The sequence below is a fragment of the Pseudonocardia hispaniensis genome, from assembly GCF_042658695.1.
Classification (GTDB): Bacteria; Actinomycetota; Actinomycetes; order Mycobacteriales; family Pseudonocardiaceae; genus Pseudonocardia; species Pseudonocardia hispaniensis.
The window spans coordinates 52,928-75,399 of record NZ_JBHSQW010000010.1 but is presented as its reverse complement, the minus strand read 5'-3'; the positions used below and the strand labels follow the sequence as shown (position 1 = coordinate 75,399).

At 72.2% G+C, this 22,472-nt stretch carries 19 protein-coding genes and 1 pseudogene; 18 read left to right on the top strand and 2 right to left on the bottom strand.

The features are described 5' to 3' along the window. Positions 1-5 precede the first annotated feature (5 nt). From ACFQE5_RS05200 to ACFQE5_RS05145, 12 genes are all read left to right on the top strand, one after another. Positions 6-2,003 (top strand): hydantoinase B/oxoprolinase family protein, encoded by a 1,998-nt coding sequence (locus tag ACFQE5_RS05200; protein WP_379583380.1) that lies wholly within the window; start codon positions 6-8, stop codon positions 2,001-2,003. Further along, a complete protein-coding gene (locus ACFQE5_RS05195; protein ID WP_379583378.1) occupies positions 2,000-2,281 on the top strand; it encodes a hypothetical protein in 282 nt (93 codons plus the stop codon). The genes ACFQE5_RS05200 and ACFQE5_RS05195 overlap by 4 nt, the downstream gene beginning before the upstream one ends. Next, complete coding sequence (locus ACFQE5_RS05190; protein WP_379583376.1) at positions 2,278-3,039, top strand: SDR family NAD(P)-dependent oxidoreductase; 762 nt, start codon at positions 2,278-2,280, stop codon at positions 3,037-3,039. The genes ACFQE5_RS05195 and ACFQE5_RS05190 overlap by 4 nt, the downstream gene beginning before the upstream one ends. Continuing rightward, entirely contained in the window at positions 3,036-3,728 is a 693-nt protein-coding gene (locus ACFQE5_RS05185) for a class II aldolase/adducin family protein (RefSeq protein ID WP_379583374.1), read from the top strand. Before ACFQE5_RS05190 ends, ACFQE5_RS05185 begins: the two co-directional genes overlap by 4 nt. A 48-nt stretch (positions 3,729-3,776) precedes the next feature. Continuing rightward, positions 3,777-4,844: an ABC transporter permease gene (locus tag ACFQE5_RS05180; protein WP_379583372.1), complete on the top strand. Its 1,068-nt coding sequence runs from the start codon at positions 3,777-3,779 to the stop codon at positions 4,842-4,844. Between the two features lie 52 nt (positions 4,845-4,896). Then, the gene (locus ACFQE5_RS05175; protein ID WP_379583370.1) at positions 4,897-6,054 is read left to right on the top strand and encodes a sugar ABC transporter substrate-binding protein; all 1,158 of its coding nucleotides are present in this window, start codon (positions 4,897-4,899) and stop codon (positions 6,052-6,054) included. Continuing rightward, positions 6,054-7,613, top strand: coding sequence for a sugar ABC transporter ATP-binding protein (locus ACFQE5_RS05170; RefSeq protein ID WP_379583368.1), 1,560 nt, complete (start codon positions 6,054-6,056; stop codon positions 7,611-7,613). Before ACFQE5_RS05175 ends, ACFQE5_RS05170 begins: the two co-directional genes overlap by 1 nt. 99 nt (positions 7,614-7,712) lie before the next feature. Further along, positions 7,713-8,621, top strand: coding sequence for a polysaccharide deacetylase family protein (locus ACFQE5_RS05165; protein WP_379583366.1), 909 nt, complete (start codon positions 7,713-7,715; stop codon positions 8,619-8,621). Further along, a complete protein-coding gene (locus ACFQE5_RS05160) occupies positions 8,618-9,304 on the top strand; it encodes an isochorismatase family protein (protein WP_379583364.1) in 687 nt (228 codons plus the stop codon). The genes ACFQE5_RS05165 and ACFQE5_RS05160 overlap by 4 nt, the downstream gene beginning before the upstream one ends. A gap of 12 nt (positions 9,305-9,316) precedes the next feature. After that, positions 9,317-10,381, top strand: a complete 1,065-nt coding sequence (locus ACFQE5_RS05155) for an LLM class flavin-dependent oxidoreductase (protein ID WP_379583362.1) — start codon at positions 9,317-9,319, stop codon at positions 10,379-10,381. 72 nt (positions 10,382-10,453) lie between these two features. Beyond that, positions 10,454-11,173, top strand: a complete 720-nt coding sequence (locus tag ACFQE5_RS05150) for an SDR family NAD(P)-dependent oxidoreductase (RefSeq protein WP_379583360.1) — start codon at positions 10,454-10,456, stop codon at positions 11,171-11,173. 71 nt (positions 11,174-11,244) lie between these two features. After that, positions 11,245-12,525 carry a hypothetical protein gene (locus ACFQE5_RS05145; RefSeq protein ID WP_379583358.1) on the top strand — a complete coding sequence of 427 codons (1,281 nt, stop codon included), beginning with the start codon at positions 11,245-11,247 and terminating at the stop codon, positions 12,523-12,525. 52 nt (positions 12,526-12,577) lie between these two features. Here ACFQE5_RS05145 and ACFQE5_RS05140 read toward each other — a convergent pair whose 3' ends face one another. Together ACFQE5_RS05140 and ACFQE5_RS05135 are read right to left on the bottom strand one after the other, a co-directional pair. Next, positions 12,578-13,261, bottom strand: coding sequence for a DUF6777 domain-containing protein (locus ACFQE5_RS05140; RefSeq protein WP_379583356.1), 684 nt, complete (start codon positions 13,259-13,261; stop codon positions 12,578-12,580). Positions 13,262-13,414: 153 nt separating this feature from the next. After that, positions 13,415-13,753, bottom strand: a complete 339-nt coding sequence (locus tag ACFQE5_RS05135) for a hypothetical protein (protein WP_379583354.1) — start codon at positions 13,751-13,753, stop codon at positions 13,415-13,417. Positions 13,754-13,878: 125 nt separating this feature from the next. Between ACFQE5_RS05135 and ACFQE5_RS05130 the strand changes: the two genes are divergently transcribed. The 6 genes and pseudogenes from ACFQE5_RS05130 to ACFQE5_RS05105 form a co-directional block, all read left to right on the top strand. Next, complete coding sequence (locus ACFQE5_RS05130) at positions 13,879-15,909, top strand: glycosyltransferase (RefSeq protein ID WP_379583352.1); 2,031 nt, start codon at positions 13,879-13,881, stop codon at positions 15,907-15,909. Between the two features lie 5 nt (positions 15,910-15,914). Next, entirely contained in the window at positions 15,915-17,384 is a 1,470-nt protein-coding gene (locus ACFQE5_RS05125; protein ID WP_379583350.1) for an oligosaccharide flippase family protein, read from the top strand. Continuing rightward, a complete protein-coding gene (locus ACFQE5_RS05120) occupies positions 17,377-19,635 on the top strand; it encodes an ArnT family glycosyltransferase (protein ID WP_379583348.1) in 2,259 nt (752 codons plus the stop codon). Before ACFQE5_RS05125 ends, ACFQE5_RS05120 begins: the two co-directional genes overlap by 8 nt. Continuing rightward, positions 19,632-20,276, top strand: a complete 645-nt coding sequence (locus ACFQE5_RS05115; RefSeq protein ID WP_379583346.1) for a hypothetical protein — start codon at positions 19,632-19,634, stop codon at positions 20,274-20,276. The genes ACFQE5_RS05120 and ACFQE5_RS05115 overlap by 4 nt, the downstream gene beginning before the upstream one ends. A gap of 4 nt (positions 20,277-20,280) precedes the next feature. Further along, complete coding sequence (locus ACFQE5_RS05110; RefSeq protein ID WP_379583344.1) at positions 20,281-21,393, top strand: GNAT family N-acetyltransferase; 1,113 nt, start codon at positions 20,281-20,283, stop codon at positions 21,391-21,393. Beyond that, positions 21,390-22,394, top strand: a pseudogene (locus ACFQE5_RS05105) (glycosyltransferase family 4 protein); the annotation flags it as partial. The gene ACFQE5_RS05110 and the pseudogene ACFQE5_RS05105, both read left to right, overlap by 4 nt. Between the last annotated feature and the right edge of the window lie 78 nt (positions 22,395-22,472).

Below are 22,472 nucleotides of genomic sequence, written 5' to 3'. Positions count from 1 at the left end.
CCCTGATGCCTGTCATCCCCATCGCCGGCTCCGAGCGGTTCGCCCAGTCCGGCCAGCCCCTCGACGGCATCGACACCGTCGGCGACGTCACGCTGCACCGCATCCCCGCCGACGCCGCGGAGGTGGATCCGCTCACCTACGAGGTGGTCCGGCACCGCCTGGTGGCCATCACCGACGACATGGGCGACGCGGTGAAGCGGATGTCCGGCTCGGTCGTGGTCACCGACTGCAACGACTTCGGCACCGGCATCATGGACGAGGTCGGCGAGACCGTGCAGGTCGGCCTGTACAACACCCAGCTCGGCTCCGCGCTGGACATGGCGGTGCGCTGGACGCTGCGGAACCGGTCGGCCAACCCCGGCATCGGCCCCGGCGACCAGTTCCTGCTCAACGACCCGTGGGTCGGCGGGGGCCTGCACCAGAACGACGTCACCGTCCTGGCGCCGTTGTTCCACGACGGGCGGCTGTTCTGCTGGACCAGCGTGGTCGCCCATCAGGTCGATCTCGGTGGGGTGTCGCCGGGCAGCTGGTCGATCTCCGGTCGCGACGTGTTCGCCGAGTCCCTGCCCATCCCGCCGGTCAAGATCGTCGATGGCGGGCGGCTCCGCGCCGACATCGAGGACATGTACCTGCGCCGCTCCCGGGTGCCCAAGCTGATCGGGTTGGACCTGCGGGCCAAGATCGGCGCCAACAACGTGGCGCACGACCGGCTGACCGCGCTCCTCGGCTCCTACGGCCCGGACACGGTCAAGGCCGTGATGAAGAAGATGATGAACGACGCGGAGGCCCGGCTGCGGGCCAAGCTGCGCGAGCTGCCCGACGGCACCTGGTCGGCCGTGGCGCATCAGGACGGCGCCCGGGCCGGTGACCGCGACATCCACAAGATCGTCGTGGCGATGACCAAACGCGACGATCGGCTGATCTTCGACTTCACCGGCACCGACCCGCAGGTCGAGGGCATCATCAACTGCACCTTCGCCGGGCTGCGCGGCGGCCTGCTGCCGATCCTGCTGACCATGCTCTGCCCGGACATCTCCTGGTCGCCGGGCGGAATCTTCCGCTGTGTCGACATCATCAGCGAGCCCGGCACGATCAACAACTGCACGTTCCCGGCCGGTATCGGCAAGGCGTCGGTCAACTCCGCGTGGGCCACCCAGAACGCGGTGTCGGAGACGGTGGCCGCGATGCTGGGCACCCACCCCGAGCTGAGCCGCTCGGCGATGAGCGTCTGCCAGGGCACCTTCGACCTCGCGCTGCTGGCCGGAGTGGACCAGCGCGGAGGTGGGTTCGCGACCATGCTGTGCGACTCCATGGCCGGCGGGATGGGCGCCAAGATGGACGGCGACGGCGTCGACACGGGCGGGCAGAACTGCATCCCCATGGGCCGCATCGCCGACGTCGAGATCAACGAGTTCAGCTTTCCCATGCTGTACCTGTGGCGGCGGGAGGAGGCCGACTCCGGCGGACCCGGCCGGTGGCGCGGCGGCGTGGGCGCGTCCAGCTGCTTCATCCCGTACGACTCGCCCGCAGGCGAGGTGCACCTCGTGGTGTCGGCCAACGGCAAGGCGGTCCCGCAGTCACCCGGGATCTACGGCGGGTACCCCGCGGCCACCCAGTGGGACGTGCTCATCCGCGACACCGACGTCCGCGACCAGCTGGCCGCGGGTCGCATCCCGCAGTCGATCGAGGAGCTCGGTGGCAGGCCCGACACGCTCCCGCCGCACCTGGAGACCGATCTCGCCGCCGACGACGTCTACTTCACGCACTGGCAGGGCGGCGGCGGAATGGGCGACCCGCTGCAGCGTGAACCCGAGCGGGTCGCCGCCGATGTCGCGGCCGGCAAGGTCTCGCAGCGCGCGGCCCGCGACGTCTACGGCGTCGTGCTGGGTGACGTCGGTGCCGACGGCACCCACACCGCCGACGTCGCGGCCACCGAGGCGCTGCGGCACCGGCTGCGCCACCAGCGCGCCGGTCTCACCCCGCCCGAAGGAGCAGACACGTGAATCTCGATCTCAACCTGGAGACCGACGACTCCGGTGCCGTGCGGTGCCGGCACTGCGGGGCCCGCGTCGGCGACTCCGTCGGCGCCCCCATGGCGCACGCGTTACGCCACGAACGCCCCTCCACCGAGGCCGGGCCCGGCGTGCACGCCGATCCGTCCGCGTTCGTGGACCGGCCGATCCTGCTGCGCCAGGCGTTCTGCCCCGGCTGCCTCGCCCTGCTGTCCACCGAGATCGTTCCAGCCGACGAACCGTCGTACCGAACCTGGAGCCTGACATGAGCCTCCGTGGCCTCGACCAGAAGATCATCGTCGTGACCGGCGCCGCTCAGGGGATCGGCGCGGGCTACGCCCGGCGTCTCGTCGAGGAAGGCAGCACCGTGGTGCTCGCCGACCGCAACCGGGACGGCGTCGAGGCCACCGCCTCGTCGCTCGGCGGTCCGGGAAAGGCGACCGCCTACCAGCTCGACGTGTCCGACCGCGCCGGCTGCGAGGCGTTCGCGGCCCAGCTGACCGCGGCGTACGGGCGGGTCGACGGGCTGGTCAACAACGCCGCGGTGTTCTCCACCATCCGGATGAAGCCGTTCTGGGAGATCACCGACGAGGAGTGGGACCGGCTGATGGCGGTGAACCTGCGGGGGCCGTGGCTCCTGGTGTCGGCGCTGCTGCCGCTGCTGCGGGCCGCCGAGTCCGCCAGCGTGGTCAACATCGGTTCCGACGCCGTGCAGCTCGGCAGGCCCGGATACCTGCACTACGTCGTCAGCAAGGGCGGCGTGCACGGCATGACGTTCTCGATGGCCCGCGAGCTCGGCGAGTTCGGCATCCGCGTCAACACCCTCTCGCCCGGGCCGGTCTACACCGAGGTCGCCCGGGAGACGGTGACGCCGCAGCAGCGGGAGTCGATGATCCGCGCCCAGGCGCTGCACCGGCCCGCAGGCCCGGACGACATGTCCGGCATGGCGGCCTTCCTGCTGTCCGACGACTCCGCCTACCTCACCGGGCAGACCATCAGCGTCAACGGCGGGCTGGTGCACCGGTGAGCGCCGATATCCGCGGGTTGGTCGCCCTGTCCTCCCGCATCCTCGGCGCCAGCGACCAGGGCGACCTCGTCTGGGGCCATTCGTCGGCCCGCGATCCCGAGGGTCGCGGTGTCTGGATCAAGGCGGCCGGCTGGGGGCTGGAGGAGATCACGCCGGCCCGCGTGCAGCTGGTCAGCCCGGCCGGTGAGGTGCTCGAGGGCGAGGGGGCCCGGCACAGCGAGTACCCCATCCACACCGAGATCATGGCGGCGCGCCCCGAGGTCGGCGGTGTCGTGCACACCCACTCGCCCTACGCCGTCGCCCTCGCCGCCGCAGGCCAGGAGCTGCTGCCGGTCAGCCACGCCGCCAACTTCTTCGTGCCGCCCGGGGTGCCCCGGTTCACCGAGACCGCCGACCTGATCCTCACCCCCGAGCTCGGCAAGAAGGTCGCCGCGACGCTCGGGTCGGCCTCGGCGGTCTTCCTGGTCAACCACGGCATCGTCACCGTCGGCCGCACCCTGCAGGCCGCCACCGTCGCCGCGGTCATCCTCGAACGGGCCGCGTACCAGCAGTGGATCACCCGCGGCTTCGGCACCTGGCCCACCTGGTCGGATCCGGACGAGTCCCGCGCCAAGCGCGAGCACATCTTCCACCCCGAGGCGGTGGACCAGGTGTGGGACTACCTCGTCCGCCGTCTGGAGCGGGCGTGATGGTCGAGGGCAGCGGCCGGGCCGGCGGCTGAGGAAAGGAACCAGAACATGACGGTCGACAACAGCGCCGTCTCTGCCGCCGCCGCACCGCACGGTGCCCGGACCGGCGGCGCCGGCGGAGGCAGGCCACCGGCTCCCGCGACGGCCGCGGGCCGATGGCGAGGCCTGCGCGGCCTCGGCTACCGCTACGGGGTGCTCGTCGTGTGGGCGGTGGAGATCGTGATCTTCTCGATCCTCGCGCCGCAGACGTTCCCGACGGTCGCCAACGCCACCTCGATCCTCAACGCGCAGGCCGCGCTCCTGGTCCTCGCCCTGGCCGTCGTCCCCACGCTCGCGGCGGGGGAGTACGACCTGTCCGCCGCCGCGACGATGACGCTGTCGGCCACCATCGCCGGCCAGCTCAGTGGGGTGTCCGGGTGGAACCTGTGGCTCGCGGTCCTGCTCGGCCTGCTGGCCGCGGTCGCGGTCGGCCTCCTCAACGCCTTCCTCGCCGTCCGGGTCGGTGTGCAGAGCATCGTGGTCACCCTGGGAATGGGCACCCTGCTCGTCGGGCTCTCGGTGTGGTTCAGCAACTCCATGACGATCGGGGGCGTTCCGCGCGAGCTCGGCGCCGTGATGAACACCCAGCTGCTCGGCGTCAACGCGGCCGTGTACTACGCGCTGCTCATCGGCGCCGTGCTGTGGTTCGTGCACCGGCACACCCCGCTGGGCAGGCACGTGCTCTTCGTCGGGCAGAACCGGGAGGTCGCGCGCCTGTCCGGGGTGCCGGTCGCCCGCATCCGGACGCTCTGTTTCGTCACGACGAGCCTGCTGTCCGGCATCGCCGGGATCATGGTCATCGGCATCGCGGGGGGCCTGCAACCGACCTCGCTGCAGAGCCTGCTGCTACCGGCCTTCGCGGCGGCCTTCCTCGGCTCGGCCATCTTCGAGCCGGGCCGGGTCAACCCGCTCGGGACCATCGTCGCCGTGCTCTTCCTCGCGACGGGCATCACTGGGCTCGTCCTGCTCGGCCTCGAGGGGTGGATCCGGGACGTCTTCTACGGCGCCGCCGTCGTGCTCGCCGTGACGGTCTCGCGGCTCGCCTTTCTCCGTACCCAACGTCGAACCGTGCTGTGAAACCGATCCGCCACGATCTGTCTCCTCTCGGCATACAACGAGGTGTCGAATAGTGCATAACATCAAGCGATCTCTCGCGGCGATGCTCACCGCCGGGGCCGTCGTCGCCGCTCTCGGGGCCTGTTCGAGTCCGGGCGCGGGAGGAAGCGGCCAGGGCGGCGCCTCCGGCGATGTGCCCGCCGTCGTCGCGGAGAACCTGGCGAAGTACCGCGACGCGGCACCGCCGGACTACGCGGGCGAGCCCTTCGACGCGTCGCCCGCCAAGGGAAAGCAGGTCTGGTGGGTGACCATGTACAGCGGCAACCCATTCCTGGCCGCGGTCGGCGCCAACTTCAAGGCCGCGCTCGAGCACGCCGGCGTCGAGGTCACGACGTGCGACGGCAAGAGCAATCCGGTGGACTACAACAACTGCATCTCGCAGGCGGTCGCGCAGGGCGCCGACGCCATTCAGGTCGACGGTCCCGAGGCGGCGACCTACGCCAATGCGCTCGCCGAGGCGAACGCGGCCGGCATTCCCGTTCTGTCGGGGGCCGCGGTCGATGCCTCGGGCGAACTCCACCAGGGCCTGGCCGGGCAGAGCAGCCAGGCGTTCGTGCGCTCCGGTGAGCTGGTCGCCGACTGGATCGTCGCGGACTCGGGGGGAAGCGCGAACGTGCTCTTCCTGACCACACCCGATGTCATCGGCTCGCTGCAGGAACAGGAGGCGTTCAGCGCCCGGATGACCGAGGTCTGCCCGGCCTGCACGGTCACGGTCAAGGGCGTCACGATCGGCAACTGGGCGAGCGATCTGGGCCCGACGACGAGCGCCGAGCTCACCAGGAACCCGACCATCGACTACGTCGTCCCGGCGTTCGACCCGATGACCCAGTTCACCAACCCGGCGATTCAGCAAGCCGGCAAGTCCGGCCAGGTGAAGGTCGCGACGATCAACGGGAGCTACCAGCCGATGCGCGAGCTGGCCGACGGTGGTCTCGTGGCGGCCGAGATCGGAAACGATCTCAACGCGCTCGGCTACATCGAGGCGGATCTCGTCCTGCGCGCCCTAGTCGGCGCCCCGACGGTCCAGAACGCCATCGCACCGGTCCGGATCTTCGACTCGAACAACGTGGGCGAGCTCGCCCTGAGCCCGGAGACCACGATCGACGGTTCGTGGTACGCGGGGCAGGGAGTGACGGCCGACTACTTCGCCCGGCTCTGGGCGGGAACGTGATGGGTGAGTCCGGGACGGCCGTCGCGCTGAGGAACGTGCGCAAGGCCTATATCGAGGGGGTGCCGGTACTCGCCGGGGTCGATCTCGATATCCCGCACGGTGCGGTCACCGCGCTCATCGGCGCGAACGGCTCGGGCAAGTCCACGCTCGTGAAGATCCTCAGCGGATATCACCAGGCGGATCCCGGCTCGCAGATCCGCATCGGTGGCCGCGCCATCGGGCACCTCACGCCCGAGACCGCCAGGGCCGCGGGCGTCCGCTTCGTCCACCAGGACAACACCCTCGTCCCCGGTCTCAGCGTGCTCGACAACATGCTCGTCGGGGCATACCCGACGACGAGACTGGGGACCATCCGCTGGGCGCGCGAGCACCGCACCGTGACCGGACTGCTGGAACGCTGGGGGATCGACGCGCGGACCACGGACGACGTGGGCGCGCTTCCCCGCGCGACCTCCGCGAAGCTCTCGGTGCTCCGCGCGCTTCGCACCCGGCCGGGGGAGTCGCTGCGAGCGGTCATCCTGGACGAGCCGACCGCGGCGCTGGGCAAGGACGATGCGGCGGAGGTCCTCGAGTGGATCCGCGGCCTCGCCGCCGACAACGACGTGGGTGTCCTGTTCATCGGCCACCGGCTCGACGAGATCCTCGGCGTCGCCGACTCCGTCGCGGTGCTGCGCGGCGGGCGCGTCGTCGCCCACGAACCGTCCCGGAGCCTGACGCACGAACAGCTCGTCGAGCACATCGTCGGGACGGCACCCGGGCGGTTCTACCCGGACCGCGTCACGCCGTCGGCAAGTGCCGTCGGGCTCTCGGTGCGGTCCCTTGGCGGTGCCGCCCTGGGCGGTGTCTCCTTCGACGTCGCCGAGGGCGAGGTCGTCGGGGTCACGGGGCTCCCCGGATCCGGTTTCGAGGACCTCGCCCGGCTCCTGTTCGATCCTGACCTCGCGACGTCGGGGACGATCGAGATCGCGGGTCAGCGCATCGACGCGGCGACGACGCCGATCGCCGAACGCGTGCGCCTGGGGCTGGTCCTGGTTCCCGACGACCGTAAGCGTCTCGCCCTCGCCACCGAACTGAGCCTCAGCGAGAACGTCTCGTTACCCAGGATCAGGACCTTCATTCGTGGGGGATTGCTCCGCAGGACGGAGGAGAGCCGCCACACGGGGATTCTGATCGAGGACTACCGGGTCGTGCCGGCGGTCCCGCAGATCGCGGCGAACCGGCTCAGCGGGGGCAACCAGCAGAAGGTCGTCATGGCCAAGTGGCTGAGCACGAAGCCGAGGGTGCTCGTCGTCCACGAGCCGACGCAGGCGGTCGACGTCGGCGCCAAGTCCGAGATTTTCCGGCTCCTCGCGGCCTCGTCCGCGCGGGGGATGGCGACCGTGATCGTGAGCGTGGAATACGAAGACCTCGCGCATCTGTGCGACAGGGTGCTGGTGATCGGCGGCGGCGGGATTGTCGCCGAGTTCGGCGGTGACGAATTGACGACGGATGCGGTGACGGCGGCGGCATTTTTGTCGTCGACTCGGACAGGTCTGAACGGGAAGACCGTAGACGCCTGATCCGCGAGGAAGTTCTGCCTACCGGAATTCTATTGCAGAGTTCGTGTACGTGGTCGAGCATCGATCATGCCACCCGTGCACCTGTGGGAAGAGGAAAACATGCTGGAACCTCCGTACGACTATTGGCCGATCGTTGCGCGCCCGCCTCTGGTCTATCCGGACGGAAATCGGATGGCCTGTTATCTCGGATTGAACATCGAGCATTTCTACCTCGGCAAGCCATCCACGTGCCGAACGCCCGTCACGGTCGGCCTTCCCGTCGATCCCCTCAACTACGGCTGGCGGGACTACGGCGTGCGCGCGGGGTTCTGGCGGATGCTCGAGGCCATGGACGACTTCGGTCCCGCAATCTCGGTGCTGCTGAACTCCGACGCGGCCGTCCGCTATCCGGGGATCGTGCAGGCGGGCGTGGACCGAGGCTGGGCGTTCCTCGGTCATGGCCGCACGAACAGCGAACTCTGGACGGGTTTCGCCGAGGAGGAGGAGCGAAAGGGCATCGCCGAGATCGTCGCCACGCTCACCGCGGCCACCGGAAAGGCCCCGCGAGGCTGGCTGGGGCCGGCCCTCACCGAGACCGCCCACTCCGTCGAGATTCTCCGCGAGAACGGTTTCACCTACTCGCTCGACTGGGTGGCGGACGACCAGCCCTTCCCCATGGGCGACGAGCACAAGCGGTTCCTCTCGGTGCCCTACTCCATCGAGATCAACGACATCCCGGTGTTCATCGACCAGGCGATGACGCCGGCGCAGTTCACCCAGCTCATCGTCGACCAGTTCCAGGTGCTGTACGAGGAGTCCGCGACGCGGCCCGGTGCGGTGTTCTCCGTGTCGATCCACCCCTTCCTCGTCGGACAGCCGTTCCGGTTCCGGCACTTCGCGGAGGCGCTCAAGGAGATCTCGTCGGTCCCGGGCGTCTGGTATGCCAACACCGACCAGATCGCGGAATGGTATCTCGCCAACGAGTACGACGGCGCGCTCAAGAGCATCGCGGAGTTCCAGCGATCGTGACCGCGAGCGAGATGGATGGGGGAGAAAAGGACTTCTTCGCGGCCCGCGGGTTCGGCAATCGCATCGGGTTCGGAGACCGACCGGCGCTTTTGGTGATTGACTTCATGTGCGGGTTCACGAGTCCGGACTACCCGCTCGGCGCGAACCTCGATGCCGAGATCGACGCCAGCCGCACGATCCTGGACGCGGCCCGCCGGGCCCGGGTCCCCGTCGCCTACACCGTCGTCCAGTACGACACGGTCGACGGCGGTTTTGCCGGCGTGTGGCAGCGCAAGCAGCACGGCCTGGCCAGCTTGCTCGCCGGCGACAAGGCCGTCGAGATCGACGGGCGGGTGGCCCCGGTCACCGGTGAGCCCACCTTCGCGAAGAAGTACGCCAGCGCGTTCTTCGGCACCGATCTGCTGACCTGGCTCGTCAGCCGGTCGATCGACACGGTCGTGCTCGTGGGCTGCACGACGAGCGGATGTATCCGGGCTACGGCGGTGGACGCGGTGCAGTACGGGCTGCGGCCGATGGTCGTCGCCGAGGGGGTCGGAGACCGTTCCGCCCCGGCTCACCGGCAGGCGCTGTTCGATCTCGACCAGAAGTACGCCGACGTGGTCTCGGCGAACGAGGTCCTCGGGTATCTGGAGGGGCTCGGGGCCCCCGGCCGGGACCGCAACAAGTCCAAACACGATTCTTGAGGGTGTCAGACAGTGGTCAAAGTTGGGATTTTCCTGCCGAACGGAAGCAACGGCTACATCATGTCGGCGGGAAGTCCGCAGTATCTGCCGACCTTCGAGCACAACAAGCAGATCGCCGTCGAGGCCGAACGCTCCGGATTCGACATGATCCTTTCGATGATGAAGTATCGCGGATTCGGTGGGAGCACCGGATACTGGGACCACTGCCTGGAGTCGTTCACGCTCATGGCGGGCCTGGCATCGGTGACGACGACCCTCGAACTCTTTCCGACCGTCACGATCCCCGCGTTGCACCCGGCCGTGGTCGCCCGCTACGTCTCGACGATCGATGACATCAGCGACGGCCGGTGCGGGCTGAACATCGTCACCGGCTGGAACAGGGACGAGTACGACCAGATGGGGCTCTGGCCCGGGGACGACTACTACACCGAGCGGTACGAGTTCGCCGGCGAGTACGTCGGGTTGCTGCGTTCGCTCTGGGAACACGGCAGGGTCACCGCGAACACCGAGCACTTCACGCTCGACGACTGCACGGTCTATCCGCAGCCCAAGCACCGCGTGACCATCGTCTCGGCGGGCCAGTCCCCGGCCGCGGCGCGGTTCGTGTCCGAGTTCGCGGACCGGAATTTCGTGCAGGCGGGCCCGGACAAGCTGGCCGAGATCGTCGGCAAGGTGAAGGCCGCAGGCAGCGAGAAGGGCCGGGATGTCGGGACCTACGCCGTGTTCCATCTCATCGCGGACGCCGACAGCGCGAAGGCCTACGCGATGCAGGACGAGATCGTGCGGCGAGCCGACAGCGAGGCCATCGGGAACATGATCGCCAGCGCCATGCTCGACGCGAATCCGGACGGCATCTCCCGCCACCAGGCGACCGGTATGTCGCGCCCGCCCGAGGACGGCAACAGCGCCTTCATGACCATCCCGACCGTCACCGGGTCGTACACCGAGGTCGCGGAGCGTCTCGACAGGATCATCGAGGACACCGGCATCGACGGCGTGCTGTTCAGCTTCCCCGACTTCGTCGCGGGGGTACGTGACTTCGGCGACAGGATCCGGCCGCTGATGAAGAACCTGTGAGCGAGACGTGGGCGTCGTCGGCAGGGGTCGAACCGCCCGCGGGTGCCCCGCGCACACGACCGAGCGTGCGCGGTGACCGGCCGGAACGCGGGCGGCCGACTCGCCGGACAGGTCGCCGTGATCACGGGCGGCGGATCCGGCATCGGGCGGGGCCTCGTCCTCGGATTCGCGCAGGAGGGCGCACGGGTGGCGGTGCTGGAGCGCGATCCCGTGCGCGGCCGGGCGGTGGTCGAGGCGGTGGCAGCGGCGGGCGGTGACGCGCGATGGTTCGACTGCGACGTCAGCCGGGCGGAGCAGGTGACCCGCGCGGTCACCGCGGCGGCCGACGAGTACGGGTCGATCGATGTACTGGTCAACAACGCCGGTATCACCACGACCGCGCCGCTCGGCGAGCTGTCCCTGCGGCAGTGGAGCGAGACGATCGCGGTCGACCTCACGGGCGTCTTCCTGATGACGCAGGCGGTGTCGGGCGTGATGATGGGGCAGCGCCGCGGTCGCATCATCAACATCGCGTCCCAGTTGGGTCTTCGGGGTGCACCGCAGATGGCGCACTACTGTGCGGCGAAGGCCGGTGTGCTCGGCCTCACCCGCGCCTGTGCGCGTGAGCTGGTGGCTCACGGGATCAGGGTCAATGCGATCGCGCCCGGTCCGACGATGACCGAGAATCTCGCCGGCGTGCCCCAGGGCATCCTCGACGAGATCCGGTCGGAACTGCCGATCGAGTGCTTCGCGGCACGTCACCGTTGCCGCGGAACGCTCGGGCGAGCGGCAACGCGCGATCGCTATCAGTGACCATCGGTCGCGTTCTGCCGAGGAATGCTCCCTCGATCGTGGCATGGACTCCGGCGCGGGCCATTCATAAAGTGATCACCGTGCTGTGCCTGCTCCGGCCCGTTCGTGTCCTCGCCGTCGGGATCGCGATGGCCGCGACACTGACCGCGTGCAGCGCATCGAACCCGGTCGACCAGCCCGGGCGCAGCTCGGCGCAGGTACCGGCGTTCGACCCGCCGGTCGCGTTCGGGCCGACGGCGGCGGTGCTCTCGCCCCGGAACGGGCCGCTCCCGATCGTGCAGCTGCTGGACGGGCAGGTGGGTTGGGCTGCGGCACCGGACGGGCTGACCCGGGTGGATCTGGCCTCCGCGACCGTGGGCTCGTCCGCGGCACCGACCGGCGAGGGGCTCCGGCAGGGGCAGGTGTCGGTGGGTGCGCCGGTCATGGCCGGGGTCGGAGATCGACGCCTGGCGATCGCGGCGTTCCCCGTCGTGCTCACCGAGGCCGGTGCCGCTGCGCGGCAGCCGGCGGCCGAGCTCGTCGCCGCGGATGCCGCCTCCGGCGAGCGACTGTTCACCCTCACGATTCCGTTCGCGGAGTGGGCACCGGCGAGCTGGACCGACACCACGGTGGTCGGGGTCGGGAACAACCCCGCCCGCGCGGTCGTCACCGTCCGCGGCGTCGCCGACTCCGGCGCCCTCCAACAGGCGTCCTTCGGGGTGGACCTGGGCCGCCGGGAGATCCTCTGGAACGCGCCGGGCCTGGCGATCGACGCGGTGGTCGGCGACGTCGCCGTCGGGACGGTCACCGAGGGCACCGCGACCACGGTCCGGGCGGTCGGCATCGCGGACGGGGCGACCCGCTGGACCGACCCCGACGGTGGCCCCGTGTACCAGGCCGGGGAGGGACTCGTCGCGGTGTCGGGGAAGATCTTTCACTTCCTGACCACCGCGGAGGGCCGCCGGGTGGAGTACGTCGAACGCACCCGGCTGGCGCTCGACGAGACGGTCCGCTTCACCTGCCACTACGACGAGCGCGCGACAACGGTGTGCTCGCGGCCCACCGCGGCGGGTGGGCAGTACGTGGTCGCGTTCGACTCGACCTCGGCGAGCCCACTGTGGCGGTCGCCCGGTGGTCCGGGCGACCGGAGCCCGTCGACGATCACCGCGGTCTGGCACGGAGCGCTCTACGGGACCACCCCGAACGGCCCGGTCGTGCTCGACGCCCGCACCGGCGCCGAGCGCAACTCCGCACCCGGTGTGGCGCCACTGCTGGTCAGCGCCTACTACGGGATCGGTTCCGGTCTTCGGGCGGGCTCCGGAGCGGGCGACGCGTTCCAGAGCGTGATGCACGCACACGCGGCCACCGGCTGAGCCCGCGAACGTCATGGCTCCCTGACGCGCTGGGGAATGGGTCCGGCGAAGATCACGGAACCGTGATCCTGTCCTGCGCCGGGCGGACGTAGGCGATCGACGACGGCTGGAAGTACCGCCACGGCGCGCCGACGTAGTTGGCCTGCCCGAACGGCGGTGCGGCGGTGAGCGGGTTCCCGCTGACGCATTTGACCTTCGGCTCGCCCCGGTCGTCGACCAGCACCGCCGTTCCGGCCTGGAGCACGGCGGAGTAGGTGGTCCCGGCGCCGCCGGCGAAGCCGTGCTCGACGACCCCGGCGTCCGCGCGCAACACCACCGGGGTGAGACCGGCGGTGACCGTGGCGATGGTGTCCGGGCGGACACCCAGCGCGTTGGCCCAGGCTCTCGCCCGGCCCTGGTCGGCCTGCAGATCCTCCGCCAGCCGCTGCGCGTTGCACCCGCCGTCACCGGGCACGCCGAACAGTCCGGGGGTGTTCGCGGGCAGTTCCCCGGCGAGGCCGGCCATCGGGGCGACGTCGGCGCGGTCCTTGCCGCCGGCGGACATGAACGGGCTCGGCCCCGGCGACGAGGTGGCCTCCAGGTGTACCTCCACCGCCGGGACGCTCGGGCTCATTCCGGCCCAGAACGCCCCACCTGCCAGTCCGAGGGCGATCGCGGCCACGAGCAACGTGATCTGTGAGCGCACCGGGAACCCGGTGGAGATGACCGGGCGGGACGGCTGCCGGCGGTCCGACATCGCTGCTCCTCGTCTGCTGGGCCGGAGGCGGCTCCGGCGGGGACGTGCTGCGCAGGAGGATGGCGCTGGACCGGGACCCGGACGAGGGGGTGCGCCCCCGGATCGGTGGGCGGTGCCCCCGGCCGCGGGTAGGGCTGACCCCACTCGAGCGGGCTAGCCGATCTCCCGCGGGGCCTGAGCCTGCGGCCAGGCGGCGGCGCCGCCGGCGGTCGACCCGGGGGGAAGGCCGAACAGGGTGCGTTCCCAGCGCAGCCGACGCAGCCGCCGACGCACCGCCACATACCGCGCCCGGCACGTGCAGACGAACTCGTCACCGGCCTCGACCGGCTCGGGCAGCGGACAGCGGTGGTCGTCGATCGCGCCGCCCTCCTTCGTGCGCGCGGCGCCCGGCCGATGCCGCGCCCGGCGCCAGTTTCGACCCTCGCGGACCGCGCTGACAACCCGCCAGGGTCCGCGGTCGTGTGGGCAAGGGGGAAACCCCCCGTTCAACACGGGGGATGGCTCCGCGCGATCGGGGGAGCACACCATCGCTCGCGCCGTGCTCCGTCGAGACCCTGTTCCTGCCGGTTGCGCCACCGACAGCCGCTCCGGCACACCACGACGGGAGGCCCTCGGACATGTCTGCTCACCCCGCGGCCCACGATCTTCGCACCGCTTCCGGCTCGCTGCCCACGGGCGGGCGCCGCGCCCACGACCTGTCCGTCGTCGTCCCGACGTTCAACGAGGCGGAGAACATCGACGAGCTCATGGGGCAGCTGAGTGCCGCCTTACCGGCTGACCTGTCCGCAGAGGTGATCTTCGTCGACGACAGCACCGACGACACTCCCGCGGTGATCGCCGCCGCCGCCGAGCGACACCCGGTGCCGGTGACCCTGCTGCACCGGCCCGAGGCCGTCGGTGGGCTCGGCGGCGCGGTGGTCGAAGGCCTGCGCGCCGCACGCTCGCCGTGGGCCGTCGTGATGGACGCCGACCTGCAGCACCCGCCGTCGCTGGTCCCGACGCTGCTGACCCAGGCCCGGGCGTCCGGCGCCGACCTGGTCGTCGCCTCGCGGTACGCCCCTGGAGGCAGCAGCGCCGGGCTCGACGGCCGCTACCGGCAGGCGGTCTCGCGGGCCTCCACCGCGGTCGCCGCACGGGTCCTCGGCGCGCCGGTCCGGACGCTGACCGACCCGATGAGCGGGTTCTTCGCCGTGCGCACCGCCGCGCTGCGCCTCGACGACGCCCGGCCGCTCGGCTACAAGGTGCTGCTCGAGCTGATCGTGCGGTCGGGTCTGACCCGCGTCGCGGAGGTCCCGTACCGGTTCCGCGCCCGGCACGCGGGCACCTCGAAGTCCACCCTGCGCGAGGGCGTCCGCTACCTGCGCCATCTCGCCGCGCTTCGGCAGGCGCAGCGCCACACACCTGCCGTCGACGAGCCCGCCGAGGGCGAACTGCGGCCGGCCCGGTCCGTGCCCCGGCGCGAGCGCCGCGTCGTGTCGCTGCGGGAGCGGCGGCCCGAGGCCGCCCCGCGGCTCGACGTCCTCGTCATCACCAGCGAAGCCCCGCCCATCGTGTCGGGCATCTCGCGCTGCGTCGACCGGCTCTCCACCGGGCTGCGCGAGCGCGGGCACCGCGTCGACGTCCTCTCGTCGGTGCAGATCCCCCGGTTCGAGGCGGGCGAGTTCCGGCTGAGCGCGCTGGCGGCCCACTGGCCCGGCATCGCCCGCAGGCTCGACGACTACGACGTGATCAACCTGCACGGGCCGGTGCCCTCGATGAGCGACCTCGTCCTGCTGATGGCGGGCCGCCGCCGCAACACCCCGATCGTCTACACCCACCACTCGGCGCTCGCGGTGCGTGGCGCGGAACGGCTGTCCGCGGTATACAACCGGATCCACCGACTGTTGAGCGGACGGGCCGACATGATTCTCACGACGTCCGAGCACTACGCACAGTGGGAGCGCAGGCCCGGTGGCCCGCCGGTGCGCGTCGTGCCGTGGGGCGTCGACCTGCGGTCGCAGCCGCTGCGACCGCGGACGGACCGGCCGCTGCAGGTGCTGTTCGTCGGCCAGATGCGCCCGTACAAGGGCCTGGAATGGCTGCTTCCCGCGGTCGCGGGCCGGCCCGACATCGAGCTGACGCTCGTCGGCGATGGCCAGCACCGCCGCGACTACGAGCGGCTGGCCGCGGAGCTGGGCGCGTCGAACGTGCGCTTCCTCGGGCGGGTGCCGGACGAGGTGCTGCACCGCGAGTACGACCGCAACGACGTCGTGGTACTCCCGTCGGTCACGCAGGCGGAGGCCTTCGGGCTCGTGGTCCTGGAGGGCATGGCGGCGGGCTGCGTGCCGGTCGTGTCCGACCTGCCCGGGGTCCGCGACCTCGTCGCCGGTGTCGGCACGGTCGTGCCGCGGCGCGACGAGGCCGCCCTGCGTGCGGCGCTGCTGGACCTGGCCGCTGACCGGGCGCGGCTGCGTCGCCGCGGGCGGCTGGCCCGCCGCCGCGCCAAGGGGCTCGGCTGGGACACCTGCGTCGACCGCTACGAGGACGCGCTCTTCGACGCCGTCGCGCAGCGGGGACGGCCTGCTCGCCGGGCGCGCCGGACCGCCGCGGCGCCGTCGCTGAACCCGGTCCTGTCCGGGCCGGGCCTGCGCGACGAAGAGACGGGCTGAATCCCGTGCTGGACGTGCGGGCGCAGCGGTCGGCGGCCGGCGGCAGTCTCGTCCTGCTGGCGGGAATCGCCGTGACGGCGGCGCTGAACTACGGGCTCGGCCTCGGCCTGGCCTGGCTGCTGCCCCAGGATGAGTTCGGGGTCGTGGCGATCCTGCTGACCGTGCTGCTGCTGGCCACCTCCGTGCTGGCCGCAGGTTTCCCGTGGGCGTTGGCCCGGACCCTGGCGAGGGCCGACGGTGGCGCCGCGGACACCGCCCCGGCGTTCCGCGCCGCCGTGCTGGGCAACGTCGGTCTCGGCGCGGTCCTCGCGGCCGCGTTCCTCGCCGTGCAGCTGGGCACCGGCCGGCTGTTGCCGGGCGTGGGCGTCGGCCCCACCGTCCTGGTGGCGGTGACGATCGTGCTGCTGGCCCTCGGCTCGGTGCTGGCGGGCGCGTTGCAGGGCATCCGCCGCTTCGCCGCCCTCGGGCTGACCCGCGTGCTGGAGGTCGTGGTCAAGACCGGGCTCGCGCTCGCGCTGGTCGCCCTGCTCGGCCTCGGGGTCACCGGGGTGGCCGGCGCGCTCCTGCTCGGCGCGGCCGCCGCCGCGGCCTGGGCGTGGTGGGCGCTGGGCGACCGGCTGCCCGGCCGGGGCCCGGTCGCGGGTGCGCGGACGTTCGCCGCCGCGGTCCCGATGGCGGTGGGCACCACCGGTTTCGGCCTGTTGGGCACGTTCGACGTGCTGCTGCTCGGGGTTCTCGGCCACGGTCACGGGGTCACGACGGCCGTGGTGGCGATCTATCAGGCCGCGGCGATTCTCGCCCGTGCCCCGTTCTTCCTCGGCTCCGCGCTGTCGGACGCGATGTTCCCGTTCATCGCGGGCGGCCGCACGGCCGCCGACGCGCACCGCTGGTTCATGGTCGCCCTGCGCTGGGTGCCACTCGCCCTCGTCCCGCTGCAACTGGTGCTGTTCGTGGCGCCCGGTTCCGTCCTCGGCCTCGTCTTCCCCGCGGACTACGCCGACGCGGCGACGCTGTGCCGGATCCTCACCGTCGGCACCGCCGGACTCATCGTGGCCGACATGCTCCTCAAGGCCCTGTTCGCCCGCGGGCTGGCGCACGCGGTCGCCGCGCGTGTCCCGGTCGCCGTCGCGGTTCAGGTGGCGGCGCTGGTGGTGGCGGTCCCGCGGTTCGGCGCGACCGGCGCGGCGCTGGCCGCGGCCGCGGGCACCTGGACCGCCGCCGCGCTGCTCGCGGTCGTCTACCTGCGCCATCACCGGCCGGGAACGGTCCGGATGGGCACCGCCGCCCGCTGGTCGGCCGCGCTGGGCGTGCTGATGGTCTTCCTGCTGGCCGCCGGGTCGGCCCCGCGGATCCTCGATCTGCTGGTGGTCGTCGCCGGGCTCGGCGCCTACGCCGTGGTCGCCGTCCGCCTGCGGGTGGTACCGGAGGCCGACCTGGCGCGGGTGCGCGCGCTGCTGGGCGGCCGCCGTGGCTGACCCCGACTATCGGCGCCGCGTCCACACCGAGTGGCTGGTCATTCTCGGCGGAGCGCTGCTGTGCGGCGTGACGATGTTGTGGAACATCACCGCGAGCCCCGACACCCAGTACGACGAGGTCGTCTACACCCGCGCCGCCCAGCAGGTGGCTCAGGGATGGCACCTGACCTGGACGAACAGCCCGATGTTCGTGCACCCCCCGCTGTCGTTCCTCGCCCAGGCGGCGTGGCTGCGCCTGCTCGGCCTCGGTTCCGCGCCGCTGGCCGACGCGATCATCGCCGCCCGGATACTGACCGCAGGCGTGACCGTGTTCGCGGTCCTGCTCCTCGGGCTGATCGCCGCCTACCTCGCGCCCGCGGCGGGCCGGCGTCGCGGCCTGATCCTCGTCGGCATCGTCGTCGCGCTCGCCGCAACCGACCCGGTTCTGCTGCGTTACGGGCGGCTCGCGCTGATCGAGCCGTTGGCCCTGGTCGCGGCGCTGCTGACGCTGTGCCTGGCCATCTGGCTGCGCAGCGAGCGCGCGCTGCTCTACGTCCCGGTCGTCGGGCTGGCCTCCGGGCTGACCTTGCTGACCAAGGAGGTCACGGTCTTCCTGCTGTTCACGCCGGTCCTGCACGCCGTGCTGGGCCGGGAGTGGCGGCGCGCCGCGATCGTGCTGGGCGGGTTCCTGTGGGGGCTGGGGCTGTGGCTGCTGTTCCCGCTGTGGTCGGTCGCGTTGGGGCTCACCTCGGACTTCGTCGACATCAAGTTCGCCACCGTGCAGCGGTTGCTCGGCCTGCTGCAGATCACCGGCTGGAACCGGCCCGGCGTGTCGTTCCTGTCCGCGATCGGCGAGCAGTTCGGCCAGTACGCCTCGTCCTACGTCGTGCTGGCCACCGGGGCGATCGCGCTGGCGTGGCTGCTGACCCGCGCGGTCAGCGGGGCATCGCGCTGGCTGCTGGCGTGGCTGCTCACCAGCTACGCCTTCGGTGCCTACACCGTCCTGCTCGGCACGCTCAACGAGCAGTTCTTCGTCTACATCCTGCCCGCCGCGATCGTGGGCTCGGTCCTGGCGGCCGACGCGGCCCTCGCCCGGCTCGCCGCCGGGCGGGGACGGACGTCGTCCCGGATCCCGAGGGCGCTCGCCGGGGTGATGGCCATCGGCGTCCTCACCGTCGCGGTGCTGGGCTCCTCGCTGGGCGGCTGGGTGCGCCTGTACGCCTCGGACAACAACGGCGTCTTCGCCCTCGCGGACGACGTGCGGTCGCGGTTCCCGGCGTGCGCGGCGCTGGCCGTCACCGGCGACCCCGACAAGTACTCCTACCTGATGCCGGGGCATCCGGTTGCGGCGTTCGCCACCGGCGAGGGCGCGCAGAGCCACGGCCTGCACCTGTTCGTGATCAGCGACAAGGACGTCGCGGCCGGCTACGGCAACGCGACCACCGAGCTGACGAGGTGGGTGCGGGCCCGCGGCACCCTGCTCGCGACGTTCACCAGCGCCACCTACCACGGGCTACAGCTGTGGCAGACCCCGCTCGACCCGTACGACCCGCTCGCCGACATCGAGCCCGTCCCCGGCGGCGTCTTCGTGGGCACGGACACCACCCGCTGCGGCGGGTTCCCCGTGCTCGACGGCCCGCGCGGCGCCTTCTCGACGGCGTGGCAGACGCTGGGCGGCAAGGCCGTGCTGGGCGCGCCGATGAGCCGAAGCTGGACCGCGGCGGGCACGTCCTACCAGGTGTTCACCGGTGCGGTGCTGAGTCTGGACGCCACGGGCCGGGCGTCCGCGCTGCCGATCGTTGCGGACCTCGCGACCGCCGACCCTGCCGGGTATCGGGCCGCCGGGCTGCCCCCGGTGGGCGGCGGACGCGGCCTCACGGATCCGGCGATCGCGGCCGCCTACCGGCAGGAGCCGATGCGCGCGCTGCTGGGCGCCCCGGTCGGGCCGGTCACGCCGATGCCGGACGGGACGGTGCGCCAGGCGTTCGCGGGCGGTGTGCTCGAGCGGGCCGCCGACTCCGACCGCGTGCGGCTGGCCCCGCTCGGCCGGCTGGCGCTCCAGGCCGGCCTGGCACGCCCCGACCGCGAGGCCGTCGACCCGGTCGCCGCACCACCGCTGCCCTCGGATCTCGGGCCACCCCAACCCACCACCGTCCAGCCGTTCGTGACCGCCCTGCTGGCCGGGCTCGCGCTCTACACCGGGCTGCCGGTGGTGTTGATCGAGCTGATCCGCCTGGGGCACCGTCGAACCGACCGGAGGGGGCCGTCATGATCGATGCGCCGTTGCCCGACACACCCGCCCTGGGGACGACGGCACCACTGGGGCGGCGTCGCGTCCTGGCCCGCGCCGCGGTGCTCGTCGGCCTCCTCGTGGTCGCGATGGTCGTGCGGGCCACCGGGGTGCTGCATCCCGACCCCGGCGCCGATGGCCTGCCCCCGCTGCCGGGGGCCGCCCATGTGCTGCCCGGACTGCTGCGCGCGGGTGCACCGACCGAGACCGATCTCGTCCTGCTGCGGGACACCTTCGACGTCCGCGGGGTCGTCGTGATCGGCTCGGCCAGCGTGGAGGAGCAGGCCGTGGTGCCGGCCCTGGGGATGCGGCTGCTGCAGCTCGAGGTGGCCGAGGGCGCCGCGCCCTCGGCCGAACAGGTGCGCCGGCTCGACGAGTTCGTTCGGTCGGTGCGGGCCGCGGGCCCCGGCGTGGTCTTCATGCACGACGAGTCCGGCACCGGGCCGGTCGTCGCCACCGCGGCGATGGTGCAGCTCGTGGCGGGCCGGCCGCTGTCCGAGGTGCTGGCGGGGCTCTCGGCCGCGGAGAAGGAGGGCCTCAGCGCAGCGCAGAACCAGGCCCTGCAGGACATCGCCGGCGCCGCCGTGGCCCCGAAGGGCTCGGCACCGTCTACAGGTAGGTGACGAGATGACGATGATCGAGACGAGCCTTGCCGATGGCACCACGGTCCGGATCACCAGTCCGGCGCCGCGGGCGGTCTGGCGGACCGTGTTCGGCCGCGCGCCCGACGCCGTGGCCACCCAGGCCCCGGAGTGGATGGACGCACTGGGCACCCGCGGCTACCGCGACGCCAGCAGGCTCTACGAGCTCGACGACGGACGCAGGCTCGTGCTGCCGCTCGCGGCCCGCCGGGTCGCCGGCCTGACGCTGACGGAGGAGTCGTGGCCCTACGGCTGGGGCTACGGGGGGCTGCTCGCCGAGGGCGGCGGGCTCACCGACGCCGACTGCCGGCTGGTGCTCGACGACCTCGCGCGGCGGCCCGCCGTGCTGCGCGCGGTCGTCCCGATGCCGCTGCACGGCGCGCGGTGGGCCGCCGCCGCGCCGGGAACGGTGCGGCGGGTGCCCTACACCTGCCAGGTCGTCGACCTCGACGGTGGTTTCGACACGGTGTGGTCGACACGGTTCCGCCGCCAGGCGCGCAACTCGGTGCGCAAGGCCGAACGGTTCGGCCTCGACGTCCAGCGCGAGCACGCAGGCATGTCCCACGGGCGCGGGCTGGAGATGTTCGCGCAGCTGTACGCCGGGGCGGTGGACCGGTGGGCGGCCCAGCGCGGTCAGCCGTTGCGGATCGCCAGGCTGCTCGCCGCGCGCCGGGACCGGCCGGGCCAGCTGGCGGCCGCCGCCGCCGCGCTCGGCGACCGCTGCGTGATCTGGTCGGCGTGCCACCGCGGCGAGCCCGTCGCGGTCAACGTCGTGCTGCAGGGCGCCCGGCATGCCGTCGGCTGGTTGTGCGCGATGCAGCCCGAGCTGGCCAGGGAGACGCTGGCCACCTATCTGCTGCACTCGCTGACCATCTCCGACGCCTGCCGGGCCGGGGTCCGCCACTTCCACATGGGGGAGTCCGAGACCGGGTCGGGCGCGGAGCATTTCAAGCGCTACTTCGGCGCGACCCCCGTCGAGTACGCGGCGCTGCGCTTCGAGCGGCTGCCGCTGAGCCGGGCCGAGCAGCGGCTGCGCGCCGGCTATGCCGCCGTGTCGCGGCGCGGTCTGCGCCGGTCCGAGGAGAGCGGCACCCGATGAGCCGCGCGGACGTCGTCCTGTCGATCTACGACGACATTCACAACCCGCATTACGGCGGCGGCGGCGCCGCCGTCGTCGCCCGCATCGCCGCGCGGCTGGCCCGCGACCATCGGGTCACCGTCTACGCCGGGTCCTACCGGGGCAGCCGCTCGCAGGTCCGGGACGGCGTCCGATACGTCTTCCTGCCGGTCGGCTGGGCCGGTCCGCGGGCCGGGCAGCTGCTGTTCGCGCTGCTGCTCCCGCTGGTCGCGCTGGTGCACCGGCCCGGCGTGTGGGTGGAGAGCCTCACCCCGCCGTTCTCGGCGAGCCTGCTGCCGCTCGTGGCCCGCTGCCCGGTCGTCGGACTCGTGCAGATGCTGTCCGGCGCCGACATGGCGCGTCGCTACCGGCTGCCGTTCCCCGTGGTCGAGCGGTGGGGGCTCACCCTCTACCGGCATTTCGTCGTGCTGAACGAGACCGATGCGCAGGCCGTGCGCCGGGCCAACCCCCGGGCCCGGGTGACCCTGATCCCGGGCGGCGTCGACCTCCCCCCGGTCGACCCCGACGGCTACGGCCGCGGCGGGCACATGCTCTTTCTCGGCCGGATCGAGATCGAGCAGAAGGGCCTCGACCTGTTGTTCGACGCGCTCGGCACGGAGCCGCCGTTGCCGGTGGTGGTCGCCGGTGGCGGCCCGCCCGCGCAGGAGGCCCGGCTGCGCGAGCTGGTGCGCGGCGCGGCGCCGGACCGGATCCGGCTCGTCGGGCGCGTCGATGGCGCGGTCAAGGAGGCGCTGCTGCGGGACTGCGCGTTCATGGTCGTCCCCTCCCGCTACGAGACGTTCTGCCTCAGCGCACTCGAGGCGATGGCGCACGGCAAGCCGGTGGTGCATTTCGATCTGCCGCGGCTGTCCTGGATCGGGCCGGGCTGCGGGGAAGCGGTCCCGGCGTTCGACATCGCCGCCCTGCGCGCGGCCCTCGCCCGGTTCGCCGCGGACGGGTCGCTGCGGGCCGAGCTGGGCCGGGGGGCTCGCGCCCGCAGCGCCGAGTTCGGCTGGGATGTCGTCGCGGCGCGCTACGCCGAACTGGTGGCCGGGTTGCTG